The sequence below is a fragment of the Candidatus Pelagibacter sp. PS_17 genome, assembly GCF_059417945.1.
The window spans coordinates 586,951-601,576 of record NZ_CM182073.1; the positions used below are offsets into that span (position 1 = coordinate 586,951).

Sequence of the window (14,626 nt, forward strand, 5' to 3'; positions counted from 1 at the left end):
TTAATATTATTAAATTATAAACTTATTATCACCTATGAGTAACGATAAATACATACATACAGACGTTGAAGATAAGATTTATTCTTATTGGGAAAAAAACAATTTATTTAAACCCACTAAAAATAAGAAACAATTTTCAGTGGTTATACCTCCGCCCAATGTAACTGGTAGCCTTCATATGGGTCATGCTTTGAATAATTCAATTCAAGATCTTTTGGTTAGATACCACCGTATGAATAATTATGAAACCTTATGGCAACCTGGAACAGATCATGCAGGTATTGCCACACAGGCCTTAGTTGAGAAAAAATTAACCGCTGATGGTATTGATAAAAATGAAATTGGAAGAGAAAAGTTCATAGAAAAGGTTTGGGAATGGAAGGAAGAACATGGTGATATCATTTTAAATCAACTAAAAAAACTAGGTTGCTCTTGTGATTGGTCAAGAAATGCTTTTACAATGGATGAAAACCTTTCAAAATCAGTTTTAAAAGTTTTTGTAGAGCTTCACAAAAAAGGTTTAATTTATAAAGATAAAAAACTAGTAAACTGGGATACGGTTTTAAAAACAGCAATATCTGATTTAGAAGTGGATCAAAGAGAAGTTAATTCTAAGATTTACTATATTCAATATCCTATAGAAGCTTCTAGTGATTTTATAACTATAGCAACAACAAGACCTGAAACCATGTTGGGTGATACAGCGATAGCTGTAAATCCAAAGGATGATCGATTTAAACATTTAGTTGGTAAGTTTGTAACAGTACCAATTGTTGGAAAAAAAATAAAAATTATTGAAGATGAATATGCTGATCCTGAGATGGGAACGGGTGCTTTAAAGATAACACCAGCACATGATTTTAATGACTATGAAGTGGGACAAAGAAATAATTTAGAAATCATAAATATTTTTACTGAAGGTGGCAAAGTAAACGAAAACGCTCCTAAAGAATATATTGGACTTGATAGATTTGAAGCTAGAAAAAGAATTATAAAAGAACTTAAAGAAAAAGAGTTTTTTGTTAAGGAAGAGAACATAAAGAATAAAGTTCCTTATGGGGATAGGTCTAATTCAATAATTGAGCCTTTTTTAACAGAACAATGGTTTGTCGATGCAAAAAAATTATCAATTAAAGCTAAAGATATAGTTAACTCTAAAAAAACTAATTTTTTTCCTGCTAATTGGTCAAAAACTTATTTTCAATGGATGAACAATATTGAGCCATGGTGTATCTCAAGACAGCTTTGGTGGGGACATCAAATACCTGCTTGGTATGGACCAGATAAAAAAATCTTCGTTGCAATAAATGAAGAAGAAGCAAAATTGGATGCAAAAAAATTCTATAATAAAGATGTAGATTTAATTCGTGACCCAGATGTATTGGATACTTGGTTTTCATCAGGTCTATGGCCTTTTGCTACATTGGGTTGGCCTGACAATAAAGAATATGTAGATAAATTTTACCCGACATCAGTACTGGTTACAGGGTTTGACATTATATTTTTTTGGGTAGCACGCATGATCATGTTTGGAATGGAGTTTCTAGACAAAGAGCCTTTTAAAGATGTTTACGTTCACGCCCTTGTTAAAGACGAGAAGGGACAAAAAATGTCTAAATCTAAAGGAAACGTAATTAATCCCTTAGACCTAATTGAAAAATATAGTGCAGATGCTTTAAGGTTTACTCTACTGTCAATGGCGTCACCCGGAACAGATGTAAAACTTTCTGAAGATAGAGTTAAGGGTTATAGAAATTTTTTAAATAAATTATGGAATGCAAACAATTTTTTAATTACCAATAATTGTGATTTTTCTAAAATTGATGAAAAACCAATTTTATCAATTAATATTAACAAATGGATCTATGCTGAACTTATAGAAACTAAAAATAAAATTGAAAAAAATCTAAAAGATTACAGGTTTGATGAAGCTGCAAAAAATGCCTATCAATTTACTTGGCACTCTTATTGTGATTGGTATTTAGAGCTATCTAAAACAATCCTATTTTCAGAAGATGAAAAGGCAAAAGATGAAGTAAGACAGGTATCAGCTTACGTATTTAAACAGATATTAATATTATTACATCCATTTATTCCATTTGTGACTGAAGAAATTTGGCTAAATAATAAATTTGATAACACAGGTAAAGACTTTTTAATGTTAGCTAATTGGCCTTCTGGAGAGTTTGAAAGAGATACATCCATTAATCAAGTTGAAAAAATTATCAGTATAGTTTCTGAATTAAGATCATTTAAAAATGAATTAAGTGTAAGCCCTGGGTCATTTATAGATATTTCAATAGAGACAGTTAGTAAAAAAGAACAATCATTTTTTACTGAAAATGAAATTATTCTAAAAAAACTTGGTCGTATCAAAAATTTATATAATAAAGATCTGGATAAACCAACTGCTACATTGATGGTTTCTGGAGATTTATTCAAAGTGTATTTTGATGAAGATGTCGATTTAGAATTAATTAAAAAAAACTTAACTACAAGGCAAAATAAATACCAAGAAGAAATGAATAAAATATCACAAAGATTAGCTAATAAAGGCTTTGTTGATAGAGCACCAAAAGATATTGTTGATCAGGAAAAAACTAATTATAATAATTTAAAAAATGATGTTGAGAGAATATCGATAACTATAAAGGGTTTATAATGGCAAAATTTAATAAAAAAAAATTACCAAGCAGACATACTTCATTAGGTGCTGATAGAGCTCCACATAGATCATTTTACTATGCAATGGGTGAAACAGAAAAAGATGTAGCAAAGCCATTTGTTGGTGTTGTGTCAACTTGGAATGAAGCTGCTCCTTGTAATATTGCTTTAATGAGACAAGCTCAATCTGTCAAAAAAGGCGTTAGAGCTTCAGGTGGAACCCCTAGAGAATTTTGTACGATAACAGTAACTGATGGTATTGCCATGGGTCACGAAGGAATGAAGTCATCTTTAATCTCTCGCGAGGTAATTGCTGATTCAACTGAACTTACTGTGCGTGGTCATTGTTATGATGCGCTTGTTGGTATTGCTGGTTGTGATAAATCTTTACCTGCCTTAATGATGGCAATGGTTAGATTAAATGTTCCAAGTGTATTTATTTATGGTGGCTCAATACTTCCAGGTCAATATAAAGGTAAAGATGTAACTGTTGTTGATGTTTTTGAAGCAGTTGGAAAACACTCAGCTGGAAAAATGTCTGCAAAGGAATTAAGAAAATTAGAGTTAGTTGCTTGCCCAAGTGCAGGTGCATGTGGAGGTCAATTTACTGCAAATACTATGGCCTGCGTTTCTGAAGCTATTGGTTTAGCATTACCTTATTCAGCTGGAACACCTGCTCCATACGAAGAACGTGATAAGTATGCATTATTAAGTGGCAAGACTGTAATGAATTTATTACAAAAAAATATTCGTCCAAGAGACATTGTTACAAAAAAATCTTTAGAAAATGCTGCAACAATTGTAGCGGCTACTGGTGGATCGACAAATGCTGCTTTACACCTACCAGCTATAGCTAATGAAATTGGAATTAAGTTTGATTTAATGGATGTAGCTAAAATTTTTAAAAAAACTCCATATCTTGCAGATTTAAAACCAGGTGGAAAATATGTTGCAAAAGATATGTGGTTAGCTGGTGGAGTACCTATGTTATTAAAAACTCTTTTTGATGGTGGTTTTATACATGGTGATTGCATGACTGTTACTGGAAAAACAATGAAACAAAATTTAAAAAATATTAAATTTAATCCTAAGCAAAAAGTATTAAGAGCATATGATAATCCTTTATCACCAGATGGCGGTGTTGTAGGTCTTAAAGGTAACTTAGCTCCTGATGGTGGAATTGTTAAAATTGCTGGTTTAAAAAAATTACAATTCACTGGAAAAGCTAGATGTTTTGATAATGAAGAAGCAGCAATGGCTTGTGTGCAAAATAAAAAATATAAAGCAGGTGATGTAATTATTATTCGTTACGAAGGACCAGTTGGTGGACCTGGTATGAGAGAAATGCTTTCAACAACGGGTGCTATTTATGGTCAAGGTATGGGTGAGAAGGTTGCTCTAATTACAGATGGTAGATTTTCTGGGGCTACAAGAGGTTTTTGTGTGGGTCATGTTGGCCCTGAGGCGGCCTTAGGCGGCCCTTTAGCTCTTTTACGCAATGGAGATGTAATTGATATAGATGCCAAAAAAGGGACTATTAACGTTAGATTAACTAAATCACAATTAGCCACAAGACATAAGAAGTGGAAAGCAAAAAAATCAAGCTTTGGATCGGGTACTATTTGGAAATATGCTCAAACAGTAGGTCCCGCTTATTTAGGTGCACCAACACATCCCGGTAAAAGAAAAGAAGTAAAAGTTTACGCTGATATTTAATGAAAATTAGACCCGTTATATTATGTGGCGGAGCAGGAACTAGACTTTGGCCTAATTCTAAAAATCATCAAGCAAAACAATTTATTGATTTTGGTAATTGGACTTTATTAGGAAAAACTCTTGAAAGAGTTAAATCTTCGACCTTTGATGTACCGATCATAAGTACAAATCTTAAATATTTAAAAGAGGTAAAAAAACATCTTAAGAAACATAAGATAAGTAAATATAAAATTGTTTTAGAACCCGCAAAAAGAAATACAGCACCAGCAATTCTTGCATCAGCATTAATTAAAGATATTCCAAATGAACAACCCTTAATGTTTTTTGCAGCAGATCATTTAATTGAAAAAGGTAGTATTTTTAATAAAGCAATTAATAAGAATAAAACCAAATTAACAGATCAAAATATTTTCATTTTTGGGATTAAACCAACATCTCCATCAAGTGAATATGGTTATTTTTTAACAAAAAAAATTAAAGGAAATATTAATAAAGTAACAAAATTTATTGAAAAACCAATAGAAGCTAAAGCTAAACAAGTCATTAAACAAAAAGGTTATTGGAATTCTGGTATGTTTTTTTTGAGAAAAGATTCAATAATAAATAACTTTAAAAAATACCAACCTACAATATATAAAAATTGTCTTAATGCTGTTTCAAAAGCTAAACTTAAAGATAATACTTATTACTTAAATAAAGCTTCTTTTGAAAAAGCTACAGCAAAATCTTTTGATTATGCAATTTTAGAAAAAACCAAACAAATTAATGCTATTAAATTAGACATTCCTTGGTCAGATCTTGGCAGTTGGAAAGAGATCTTAAAAATGTATGATAAAAATAAGAACAAACATTTTAAGAAAAAAAATGTTTATTACCGGCCTTGGGGTAGGTACGTTAATTTATTCGAAGGTAAAGGTTTTTTAATCAAAGAACTATTTGTTAAACCTAAAGGTATTTTAAGTTTACAAAAACATCATCATCGATCAGAACATTGGTTTGTAACTCAAGGAACACCTAAAATTACACTTAATAAAGATAGTTTTTTTAGAAAAAAAAATGATCATATATTCATTCCATTAGAAGCAATTCATAGAATTGAAAATAAAGGCACCAAACCTGTTAAAATTATTGAAGCACAAGTTGGATCGATATTAAAAGAAGGTGATATTGTCAGGTTTCAAGATGTGTATGGTCGTGCTAAATAAAATTAATACAGCTACGTAAAGATATAAGATGCAGCTTGTTCAGTTCAATTGATCCTAAAAAATAATTTTATAAATTCCAATTAAAAATAATGGTATCTGTAACCCAAAGTTTGTTAATATAGCTTTATCTTTTGATATAAAACCAGCTATTGTCCAACCAATAACTCCAAGTCCATGGAAGTAGATGTTAATAGGGTAGATATTTAAATTAGTTAATAATATTCCAGTTAATACTAAACCAGTGCTGACCCATTTAAGATATTTTTTTATAAACATATTTCTCTTTATATATAAGTTTTTTCTCGAATTTATTACAATTATAGAACAAACAAAAATCTTTATTATTAAGGTATTGACATGATAAAGTGTTATGTTATAACATCACATAGTGAATAATAACGACATAGTTTTTGATATAATTAAGAAATCTAAAAAGCATTTAACTGCTTATGAAATATTAGATAAATTTCAAAAATTTAAAAAGATACAGCCAATGGCCGTTTACAGATCTTTAAAAAAACTAATTGAAGAAGATAAGATACATAAATCTAATCAAAATAAGACCTATGTATTGTGTAGTCATGAGCATGTTAAGCATAATCCATCTATAGCTATTTGTAGAGATTGTGGAGACACAGAAGAGCTTAAATCAGAATTATTTGAAACAATATTTAAAAAAAACCCAATCAAAAAATATGACTTCAGCGATTTTCAGCTTGAAGTCTCAACGATATGTAGGAGATGTAACTAATGGAACATGCACATGAATTACCAGAATTTCTTCATTTTTTAGAAGAACTTATAGAAGAATATGGAATATTAAGAGGATTTGTATTTGGTTTTGTTCATACTTTAATACCATTAATTGGTTTTTATTCAGGTTGGAGCATAAACCGTTTTTTGAAATTAGTTTCTAATGGTGCAATTGCTGGAATAATTGGAATAGTTTTAGCTCATATTATAGCAGACTTTATAGCAGCCTTACTTGATCCAAATTTAAAAAGTGCTGCCTTTGGAATTGTTCTTGGTGGCTTCTTACCTTTATTAGCGGTACCTTTTTTAGAAAAATATGTAACGAAAAGCCAATACCATAATGTTGTTGGTGATCATGAAGATCTAAAAAAAGATTTGAAAAGCAAGCATAAATAATATTTAATATTGGGATGAGTACAGTTCCCTTAACATTAAAAGAAATTTTAGAACTAGCCAAAAAAACACTATTAGCTAATGGTTGTGATGAGGAAAATGCTAGTATTCTAGCGGATACTATTATGAGAGCTGAAAGAGATGGTTCTGTTTCTCATGGTTTGTTTAGATTACCAGCTTATGTAGCAGGCTTAAAAAGTAAAAAGATTAATGGTAAGGCAAGACCCGAATTAGAAAATGTTGCTCCAAGTATTATTAAAGTACTAGGCAACAATGCAGTTGCTCCTATGGTTTTAAGTTTAGGATTACCTGCAGTTATTGATTTAGCAAAAAAAAATGGTGTAGCAATTCTTGCTATAAAAAATTCACATCATATGGCAGCCCTTTGGCCTGAAACTGAAGCTATTGCTGAAGCAGGACTTGTTGGTATTGCTTGCACATCTTATAAACCAGCTGTTGCACCAGCGGGTGCTATGAAACCTTTATATGGGACAAATCCAATTTCTTTTGCTTGGCCTAGACCTGGTAAAACTCCTGTTGTCTATGATATGGCAACTGCTTCAATGGCAATGGGTGAAGTTCAAATTGCAAAAAGAGAAGGGCACAAAGTTCCCCTTGGAACGGGTTTAACTAAAGAGGGTAAAGAAACAACCGATCCTGGAGAAATAGCTGATGGTGGAGTTATACTTCCTTTTGGAGGCTATAAAGGATCTAGTATTGCAATGATGGTTGAATTATTAGCTGGAGCATTAATAGGTGAAAATTTTAGTTTTGAAACTGCTGCTAAAGATAATAACGATGGTGGCCCTCCAAGTGGTGGTGAATTTATCATGGCAATCTCACCAGATAAAATTTCTAGTAAAGGTTGGGATAAACACGCAGATGAATTTTTTAGTAAAATGTCAGCTATGGAGGGTGTTAGGCTTCCAGGAGAAAGAAGACATAAAAATAGATTAAATAAAGGACCAAGAAATATTAATGAAGAACTCGTTAATAAAATTAAATCTTTAAGCTAATTCAATTTCAATAGGTGTGTGATCAGAAGGTTTTTCTTTTCCTCTCGGGTCTTTATTAATATTAACATTCTTTACTATATTTAATAAAGAATTTGATACTAAGAAGTGGTCAATTCTTAATCCATTATTTTTCTGCCAAGCACCTCTCATATAATCCCAATAAGTATAGCCTTCCTTTTCACCATGAATGTGACGGTAGGCATCATGAAAACCCAGATTAATCATTTCTCTAAATTTTTTTCGTATCTCAAGTCTGTATAAAGCATCATCTTCAAACCCTTTAATATTATAAGCATCTTCAGCTGAAGGAAGAATATTAAAATCACCAGCTAAGATAATATTTTCATTTTTCTTTGAAAGAGTTTTTAATTGTTTAATTAATTTATCTAACCAGTCTTTTTTATAAGTGTATTTATCAGTATCTACAGGATTACCATTTGGAGTATAAATATTAATCAGTTGAACATTTTTTTTCTTATGTTTTAGTTCTGCTGAAATAATTCTAGATTGTTTCAATTTATCTTTAATCAAATCTATTCTAACATTTTCTAGTTTATGTTTGGATATAATAGCAACACCATTATAACTTTTTTGTCCAAATACATGACTCTCATAATCTAATGCTGAAAAATCATCATAGGGAAAGGTCTCATCTTGTGTTTTAATTTCCTGCATCATAACAACATCAGGAGAAAATTTTTGAAGGTATTCTTTAATATTTTCAATTCTTGCTCTAACAGAATTAACATTCCAAGATGTAATAATCATTATATAGAGAAAGAAACACCACAACCGCAAGAAGATTTGCTTTGTGGGTTAGTGATCTTGAATTGATCGCCAATTAGTTCCGAAACAAAGTCCACTTCTGAACCTTTTAATAAGTCTGCTGAAGTTTTATCTATAAGAATATTTTCATGTTTTAAGTCGTCTGCTTCTAATTTTTTGTCAAAAGTAAACTCATATTGAAAACCTGAGCAACCACCGCCTTTAATAGCGATTCTAAAAAATGACCCTGGATCTTTTTGAGACAACAAATTATTAATCTGTTTTATAGCTTTATCTGTAAATTTAATTTCTTTAATCATATAACAACACTGATAATACTAATATAATATCAATTTATTAAATTTAAAGTATGAATAATTACTCAAATTTAGCTTTATCTAAAAGCAAAGGTCGTATTTTTAAAGAAGCTAATTCACTTTACAGAACTCCATTTCAAAGAGACAGAGATAGAATTATTCACAGTGCCTCATTCAGAAGGTTAAAACATAAAACACAAGTTTTTGTTAACACAGAAGGGGATCATTTTAGAACTAGAATTACCCATTCAATTGAGGTTGCGCAAATTGCAAGATCAATAGCTAAACATTTAGGTTTAAATGATGATCTAGCTGAAACCTTAAGTTTGGCTCACGACTTAGGGCATACACCGTTCGGACATGCTGGAGAAGATGCTCTTAATGAATGTATGGTTAACTTTGGAGGCTTTGACCACAATCTTCAAACCTTAAGAATAGTTATGTTTCTTGAGCATAAATACCTTAAATTTAAAGGCCTGAACTTAACATTAGAAACTTTAGATGGATTATTAAAGCACAATGGCCAAATTGATGATCTATCTACTGTTAATAGGTTGATTGGGTTAAAAAGTTTTAAGAATAAAATAAACTTTAATAACTCTGGTTCATTGGAAGCTCAAATATCAGCAATCTCGGATGACATTGCTTATAATAATCATGACATACAAGATGGAATTAGAGCCAAAATGTTTAATTTAAACGACTTGATTGAAATTAATTTTTTTAAAGACATTTATAAATCACACAAAAATAATATTAAAAACAACAATAAAGATATTTTGATATATCAAATAATACGAGATTCAATTGATTTAATGGTTAGAGATTTAATTAAGAATACTAAAAATAATTTAAAAAATAATAAAGTCAAATCTTTAAAAGATGTTTATAACTTAGATGATCCTATAGTGTGTTTTTCAAGTAAATTTCTTAAAATTGAAAAAGAAGTTAGGTTTTTCCTAAGAAGCAAAATGTATAACAATAAAAAAGTATTATTAAAAAATAATCATGGAAAAAAGATTATTAATAAACTCTTTTATAAAATTAAGAATAAGCCCAAAAAATTTTTAAACGATGATCAATTAAAGAATGACACAAATAGAGCAATAGCTGATTTTATTTCAGGTATGACAGATAGATACGCAATCAATTTAAATAAAGGTATTTAATGAACATTTTTGATCTCTACTTGGATAAAATAATAATCTTGATTAAAAAGCTTAATAAAGATGGTTCTTTAGAATTACCCGAATCTTTAAATGGAGTTAATGTAGACATACCACCATCAAATTTTGACTGCGATATATCAACTAATGTAGCCATGGTTCTCTCTAAGGCTAATAAAAAATCTCCAATTGATATCGCAAATATTTTAATTGAATTTATTAAAAATGAAGATGAAAAAATTGAATCTATTTCTGTAGCAAAACCAGGATTTATTAATATTAAATTTAAGACAATATATTGGAATAATTTTATTAAAAGTATTAATCAAAATCACAAGGATTACGGTGTCAATAATAAAGAAAAAAAACAAAAATATCTTATAGAATTTGTTTCAGCTAATCCCACTGGCCCTCTTCATGTTGGACATTGTAGAGGAGCAATATTGGGAGATGTTATTTCAAATATATTAATTTTTAACAAGCATGATGTTTCAAAAGAATATTATGTTAACGATTATGGTAATCAGATCTTAAATTTTACAAAATCTGTTTTTTTTAGAATTAGAGAAATACTTTTTAACGAAAAATTCCCTATTGAAAACTCAGATTTATATCCTGGTGATTACTTAGTTGGTATTGCTAAAAATATTATAAAATCTAATAAAGTTTTAAAATTTGATAAATTTGAAAATGTTTCAAAAGAACTAACTTTATTATCGGTTTCAGAATCTTTAAAATTGATTAAAAATAATTTATCAAATCTTGGAATAGTGCACGATAGATTTACAAGTGAAACTGATATTGTCTTAAATAATGAAGTTCAGAAAGCAATTGATAAATTAAAGGAAAAAAAGCTAGTTTATAGTGGAAAAATTAAGGCTCCCAAAGGTGAAGATGATGAAAACTGGGTAGAAAGGGAGCAACTTTTATTTAAATCAACAGATTTTGGTGACGATAAAGATAGAGCACTTCAAAAGTCTGATAAATCGTGGACTTACTTTGCTAGTGATGTTGCCTATCATGATAATAAATTAAATAGAAATTACGATACACTTATTAATATATTAGGGGCTGACCATGCTGGCTATATTAAAAGAATAACTTCTGTCGTTGAAGCTCTATCAGGAGATAAAAAAAAATTGATTTGTAAAGTAAGTCAACTCGTCAAATTAATTAAAGATGGAAAACCTTTTAAAATGTCAAAAAGAAAAGGTGACTATATAACAGTTGAAGACTTGATAGCCGAAGTTGGTAAAGATGCCACGAGATTTATTATGCTTAATAGAAGTAGCGATGTAGAGTTAGATTTTGATTTTACAAAAGTTAAAGAAAAATCTAAAGATAACCCACTTTATTATGTCCAATACTGTTATGCTAGAATATCATCTGTCTTTAGACACGTAAATCTTAATATAGAAAATGATTTGAATATAAAAGATTACGAATTTGCATATACGGGTGATGAAATAAAGATATTAAAAAAAATAGCAGAATGGCCTAAGTGTATTGAAGCTGCAAGTCTAAGACTTGAACCCCACAGAATACCAGTTTATCTTTACGAACTATCATCAGAATTTCATTCTTATTGGAATATGGGCAAAGAGGATCAATCAAAAAGGTTTATTAACGAACAAAAGAAAATTTCAAATGATAAATTAGTTTTTTTAAAAGTTATATCTAATGTTATCAAATCTGGAATGGATATTGTTGGAGTAGACACTCCTCAAAAAATGTAATGTTAAAAGAACTTAAATATCTTTTATTTTTGATTGTTATAATTTTATTTTTTTTTCTATCTTTCAAATATTATTTTTCAAATGAAAATAAAAAAAATTCATACCGATCTTTGAAAAATATTGAGGATAAAACTGAAAATTATTCTCGTAATCTTATTATACTTAAAAGTGATACTGTTGATATTGTTGAATATATTGAAAAAACCATAGATAAAAATAAAAAGAATTACAAGTTTTGGGAACTAATTAATAATGATGGATAATCGTAAAAGTTTCATAGTTGGTTTAAAATCTACTAAATTATTGACTAGTGAAAAAAAATTTCTAATTAAACATAAACCTTGGGGAATAATACTTTTTTCAAGAAATATTAAAAATATTACACAAGTAAAAAAATTAACAGGTCAAATTAGAAAAATATTCAATGATAAAAAATATCCTATTTTAATTGATCAAGAGGGTGGTAGAGTTAATAGATTAAAAAAATTTTTTAAAGCAGATACGTTTACTGGAGAATTTTTTGGTAATCTTTATCTTAAAGATAAAAAAAAATTTTATATAGAATATAAAAAGTTTATCAATAAAACTGTCTTATTATTAAAAAATGTAGGAATTAACATAAATACTTTACCAGTCCTTGATGTTAGATCCAAAGGATCAAGTGCAATAATTGGTGACAGAGCCTTTTCAGACAATGCAAAGATTGTTTCAGAAATTGGAGATATTTGTATTAAAGAGTTTCATAATAATAAAATTGCCACTGTGATAAAGCATATACCAGGACATGGCTTAGCAAAGGTCGATAGTCATAAAAAAACTCCTACAATCAATAAGGAATTAAGATATTTGAATAATCATGACTTTATGGCATTCAAAAATAAAAACAGTTTATTTGCAATGACAGCACATCTTATTTATAAAAAAATTGACAAAGCTAATACCGCAACACATTCAAAGAAAATTATAAAATTAATAAGAAATAAAATTAAATTTAGAAATATTTTGATGTCTGACGATATATCAATGAAAAGTTTAAAGGGCTCTATAGCAATTAATACAAAGAAATCTTTTGCTGCAGGTTGTGATTTAGTTCTTCATTGTAATGGAGATTTAAAAGAAATGAATGATGTAGCCCTATATTCACCAGTTATAAGTAAGTTTATTATAAAAAAAACATCACAATTTTATAAGATTATAAGCTAATATTTGACATGTCTGATACTGATTCTAAAAACTTTAATGTAGATCTTGACAATTATAACGGCCCACTTGATGTGTTATTAGATTTGGCAAAAGCTCAAAAAGTTAACCTTGAGAATATTTCTATAACTTTACTGGCTGATCAATTTCACAATTATATTACTAATGAAAAAAATCTAAATCTAGAATCTGCATCAGAATACTTGTTGATGGCTACATGGTTAACTTATCTTAAATCAAAACTTTTATTGCCAGGAAATCCAGAAGAAGAATTTAAAGTTTTAGAAGTTGCTGAAAAATTAAAATTACAATTAAAAAAATTAGAATTGATTAGATTACTTTCTGACCAAATGTTACAAAGAAAAAGACTTGGTAGAGAAATAAGAACTAGAGGAATTAAAGGAAATATACGATCTATATATAGTACTGAATATAAACTAAATCTTTACGAACTTTTAAAATCTTATTCCTCAATTATTATGACCAAAGATTTTCAAAGGATGAATATTCCTAAACTTCCAGTTTTTACCACTGAAGATGGCATTAAAAGAATAAAAGAATTCTTTGGTAAGTTAATTGATTGGAGAAATATTAATGAACTAATACCTTCTTCATTTAAAAGTGGCTCAAAATATAAAACAACTGGTAAAGCAGGAATTTTTGCTGGTTCCTTAGAGCTGGTTAAAGAGGGCAATCTGACTATAAAGCAAGAAAACTTATTTGATGATATTTATATTAAAGAATTAAAATGACAAAAATAAAAAAAGAAACAAATAACAATATAGTTACTTTCCCATCAAAAATGAATGATGGTGAAAGAGAAGTTGAGGCAATAATTTTTGCTGCTGCTGAACCATTAGATATTGACACTATCGAATCTAAAATTTCAAAAAAAATTGATGTTTTAAAATCATTACAGAAATTACAAAAAGAATATTCATCAAGAGGAATTAATTTAGTTTGTATTTCTAATAAATGGTCTTTTAGAACTTCTGAAAATTTATCGAACCTTATGTCTCAGGAAAAAACTGTAGAAAAAAAATTGTCAAGAGCTGCAGTTGAAACATTAGCAATAATTGTTTATCACCAACCTGTTACTAGAGCTGAAATAGAAGAAATAAGAGGTGTTGCTTTTGGAACAAACACACTTGAGATTTTAATGGAGTTAAATTGGGTAAAACCACAAGGCCGCAAAGATGTACCCGGTAAACCAATTCAGTATGGAACAACTGATGATTTCTTAAGTCATTTTAGTCTTCAAAAATTGTCTGATTTACCTACAGTTGACGAATTGGGATCTGCCGGCCTTATTGATAGCTCAAATATTGATAATGCAATATTTGGTACTGGTAAATTTTACAAAGAGAAACAAGTAGAAAAAAAAGAGGATATTTATGAAAATATCGATGAGATGTTAGGAGGAACACTAAGTCCAGATGAAGAAAAGTAAAAAGTTACTTTAAAAATAAATTTAAAAGAGGTATAAAATATTATGAGCATTGGAATTTGGCAAATAGCAATCGTAGTTATTCTTGTTGTACTTTTATTTGGTAGAGGCAAGATATCTAGCTTAATGGGCGATGTAGCCAAAGGTATAAAAAGTTTTAAAAAAGGTATGGCTACAGACATTACAGACGAACCTGAGCCTAAAAATGTTTCAGAAAATAATCAAGATAGCAAAGACAAAGAATAGAT

Annotated in this window: 16 protein-coding genes; 13 read left to right on the forward strand and 3 right to left on the reverse strand. The window is 29.2% G+C overall.

Features of this window, described 5'->3' with window-relative positions:
* The first annotated feature begins 34 nt into the window (after nucleotides 1-34).
* The 3 genes from AC5SML_RS03045 to AC5SML_RS03055 are packed head-to-tail and all read left to right on the forward strand — an operon-like array spanning nucleotide 35 to nucleotide 5,585.
* Entirely contained in the window at nucleotides 35-2,662 is a 2,628-nt protein-coding gene (locus AC5SML_RS03045) for a valine--tRNA ligase (protein WP_011282067.1), read from the forward strand.
* Nucleotides 2,662-4,380, forward strand: a complete 1,719-nt coding sequence (gene ilvD, locus AC5SML_RS03050) for a dihydroxy-acid dehydratase (protein ID WP_494617579.1) — start codon at nucleotides 2,662-2,664, stop codon at nucleotides 4,378-4,380. The genes AC5SML_RS03045 and ilvD overlap by 1 nt, the downstream gene beginning before the upstream one ends.
* Nucleotides 4,380-5,585: a sugar phosphate nucleotidyltransferase gene (locus AC5SML_RS03055; protein WP_494617580.1), complete on the forward strand. Its 1,206-nt coding sequence runs from the start codon at nucleotides 4,380-4,382 to the stop codon at nucleotides 5,583-5,585. Before ilvD ends, AC5SML_RS03055 begins: the two co-directional genes overlap by 1 nt.
* Before the next feature lie 54 nt (nucleotides 5,586-5,639).
* Here the strand turns inward: AC5SML_RS03055 and AC5SML_RS03060 are convergent, their stop codons facing one another.
* Nucleotides 5,640-5,861, reverse strand: coding sequence for a DUF6552 family protein (locus AC5SML_RS03060; RefSeq protein ID WP_271615832.1), 222 nt, complete (start codon nucleotides 5,859-5,861; stop codon nucleotides 5,640-5,642).
* A gap of 112 nt (nucleotides 5,862-5,973) precedes the next feature.
* On the opposite strand from AC5SML_RS03060, the gene AC5SML_RS03065 reads away from it, so the two are divergent.
* The 3 genes from AC5SML_RS03065 to AC5SML_RS03075 are packed head-to-tail and all read left to right on the forward strand — an operon-like array spanning nucleotide 5,974 to nucleotide 7,747.
* On the forward strand, nucleotides 5,974-6,336 hold the full coding sequence (locus AC5SML_RS03065; protein ID WP_271481199.1) for a Fur family transcriptional regulator: 363 nt from the start codon (nucleotides 5,974-5,976) through the stop codon (nucleotides 6,334-6,336).
* Nucleotides 6,336-6,734 (forward strand): hypothetical protein, encoded by a 399-nt coding sequence (locus tag AC5SML_RS03070; protein ID WP_006996953.1) that lies wholly within the window; start codon nucleotides 6,336-6,338, stop codon nucleotides 6,732-6,734. The genes AC5SML_RS03065 and AC5SML_RS03070 overlap by 1 nt, the downstream gene beginning before the upstream one ends.
* A gap of 14 nt (nucleotides 6,735-6,748) precedes the next feature.
* The gene (locus tag AC5SML_RS03075) at nucleotides 6,749-7,747 is read left to right on the forward strand and encodes an Ldh family oxidoreductase (RefSeq protein WP_494617582.1); all 999 of its coding nucleotides are present in this window, start codon (nucleotides 6,749-6,751) and stop codon (nucleotides 7,745-7,747) included.
* Here the strand turns inward: AC5SML_RS03075 and xth are convergent.
* Together xth and AC5SML_RS03085 are read right to left on the reverse strand one after the other, a co-directional pair.
* Nucleotides 7,739-8,515, reverse strand: a complete 777-nt coding sequence (gene xth / locus AC5SML_RS03080; RefSeq protein ID WP_271615829.1) for an exodeoxyribonuclease III — start codon at nucleotides 8,513-8,515, stop codon at nucleotides 7,739-7,741. The two genes, AC5SML_RS03075 and xth, sit on opposite strands and share 9 nt — an antisense overlap.
* Nucleotides 8,515-8,832 carry a HesB/IscA family protein gene (locus tag AC5SML_RS03085; RefSeq protein ID WP_006996950.1) on the reverse strand — a complete coding sequence of 106 codons (318 nt, stop codon included), beginning with the start codon at nucleotides 8,830-8,832 and terminating at the stop codon, nucleotides 8,515-8,517. The genes xth and AC5SML_RS03085 overlap by 1 nt, the downstream gene beginning before the upstream one ends.
* 50 nt (nucleotides 8,833-8,882) lie before the next feature.
* Between AC5SML_RS03085 and AC5SML_RS03090 the strand changes: the two genes are divergently transcribed.
* The 7 genes from AC5SML_RS03090 to tatA are packed head-to-tail and all read left to right on the forward strand — an operon-like array spanning nucleotide 8,883 to nucleotide 14,624.
* Nucleotides 8,883-9,998, forward strand: a complete 1,116-nt coding sequence (locus AC5SML_RS03090) for a deoxyguanosinetriphosphate triphosphohydrolase (protein WP_494617584.1) — start codon at nucleotides 8,883-8,885, stop codon at nucleotides 9,996-9,998.
* Nucleotides 9,998-11,731: an arginine--tRNA ligase gene (argS, locus tag AC5SML_RS03095; RefSeq protein ID WP_494617585.1), complete on the forward strand. Its 1,734-nt coding sequence runs from the start codon at nucleotides 9,998-10,000 to the stop codon at nucleotides 11,729-11,731. The genes AC5SML_RS03090 and argS overlap by 1 nt, the downstream gene beginning before the upstream one ends.
* Nucleotides 11,731-11,994 carry a hypothetical protein gene (locus AC5SML_RS03100; RefSeq protein WP_494617587.1) on the forward strand — a complete coding sequence of 88 codons (264 nt, stop codon included), beginning with the start codon at nucleotides 11,731-11,733 and terminating at the stop codon, nucleotides 11,992-11,994. Before argS ends, AC5SML_RS03100 begins: the two co-directional genes overlap by 1 nt.
* Nucleotides 11,987-12,934: a glycoside hydrolase family 3 N-terminal domain-containing protein gene (locus tag AC5SML_RS03105; RefSeq protein WP_494617588.1), complete on the forward strand. Its 948-nt coding sequence runs from the start codon at nucleotides 11,987-11,989 to the stop codon at nucleotides 12,932-12,934. Before AC5SML_RS03100 ends, AC5SML_RS03105 begins: the two co-directional genes overlap by 8 nt.
* Before the next feature lie 8 nt (nucleotides 12,935-12,942).
* Complete coding sequence (locus tag AC5SML_RS03110) at nucleotides 12,943-13,683, forward strand: segregation and condensation protein A (RefSeq protein WP_494617590.1); 741 nt, start codon at nucleotides 12,943-12,945, stop codon at nucleotides 13,681-13,683.
* Nucleotides 13,680-14,381, forward strand: a complete 702-nt coding sequence (gene scpB / locus AC5SML_RS03115; RefSeq protein WP_006996944.1) for an SMC-Scp complex subunit ScpB — start codon at nucleotides 13,680-13,682, stop codon at nucleotides 14,379-14,381. Before AC5SML_RS03110 ends, scpB begins: the two co-directional genes overlap by 4 nt.
* Before the next feature lie 42 nt (nucleotides 14,382-14,423).
* Nucleotides 14,424-14,624 carry a twin-arginine translocase TatA/TatE family subunit gene (gene tatA / locus AC5SML_RS03120; protein WP_006996943.1) on the forward strand — a complete coding sequence of 67 codons (201 nt, stop codon included), beginning with the start codon at nucleotides 14,424-14,426 and terminating at the stop codon, nucleotides 14,622-14,624.
* Nucleotides 14,625-14,626: the final 2 nt, after the last annotated feature.

What these genes read in the sequence shown, in the direction of transcription:
- AC5SML_RS03045 (WP_011282067.1), top strand. Translation starts at nt 35, where the DNA reads ATGAGTAACGATAAATACATACATACAGACGTTGAAGATAAGATTTAT.
- ilvD (WP_494617579.1), top strand. Translation starts at nt 2,662, where the DNA reads ATGGCAAAATTTAATAAAAAAAAATTACCAAGCAGACATACTTCATTA.
- AC5SML_RS03055 (WP_494617580.1), top strand. Translation starts at nt 4,380, where the DNA reads ATGAAAATTAGACCCGTTATATTATGTGGCGGAGCAGGAACTAGACTT.
- AC5SML_RS03060 (WP_271615832.1), bottom strand. Translation starts at nt 5,861, where the DNA reads ATGTTTATAAAAAAATATCTTAAATGGGTCAGCACTGGTTTAGTATTA.
- AC5SML_RS03070 (WP_006996953.1), top strand. Translation starts at nt 6,336, where the DNA reads ATGGAACATGCACATGAATTACCAGAATTTCTTCATTTTTTAGAAGAA.
- AC5SML_RS03075 (WP_494617582.1), top strand. Translation starts at nt 6,749, where the DNA reads ATGAGTACAGTTCCCTTAACATTAAAAGAAATTTTAGAACTAGCCAAA.
- xth (WP_271615829.1), bottom strand. Translation starts at nt 8,515, where the DNA reads ATGATTATTACATCTTGGAATGTTAATTCTGTTAGAGCAAGAATTGAA.
- AC5SML_RS03085 (WP_006996950.1), bottom strand. Translation starts at nt 8,832, where the DNA reads ATGATTAAAGAAATTAAATTTACAGATAAAGCTATAAAACAGATTAAT.
- AC5SML_RS03090 (WP_494617584.1), top strand. Translation starts at nt 8,883, where the DNA reads ATGAATAATTACTCAAATTTAGCTTTATCTAAAAGCAAAGGTCGTATT.
- argS (WP_494617585.1), top strand. Translation starts at nt 9,998, where the DNA reads ATGAACATTTTTGATCTCTACTTGGATAAAATAATAATCTTGATTAAA.
- AC5SML_RS03100 (WP_494617587.1), top strand. Translation starts at nt 11,731, where the DNA reads ATGTTAAAAGAACTTAAATATCTTTTATTTTTGATTGTTATAATTTTA.
- AC5SML_RS03105 (WP_494617588.1), top strand. Translation starts at nt 11,987, where the DNA reads ATGGATAATCGTAAAAGTTTCATAGTTGGTTTAAAATCTACTAAATTA.
- AC5SML_RS03110 (WP_494617590.1), top strand. Translation starts at nt 12,943, where the DNA reads ATGTCTGATACTGATTCTAAAAACTTTAATGTAGATCTTGACAATTAT.
- scpB (WP_006996944.1), top strand. Translation starts at nt 13,680, where the DNA reads ATGACAAAAATAAAAAAAGAAACAAATAACAATATAGTTACTTTCCCA.
- tatA (WP_006996943.1), top strand. Translation starts at nt 14,424, where the DNA reads ATGAGCATTGGAATTTGGCAAATAGCAATCGTAGTTATTCTTGTTGTA.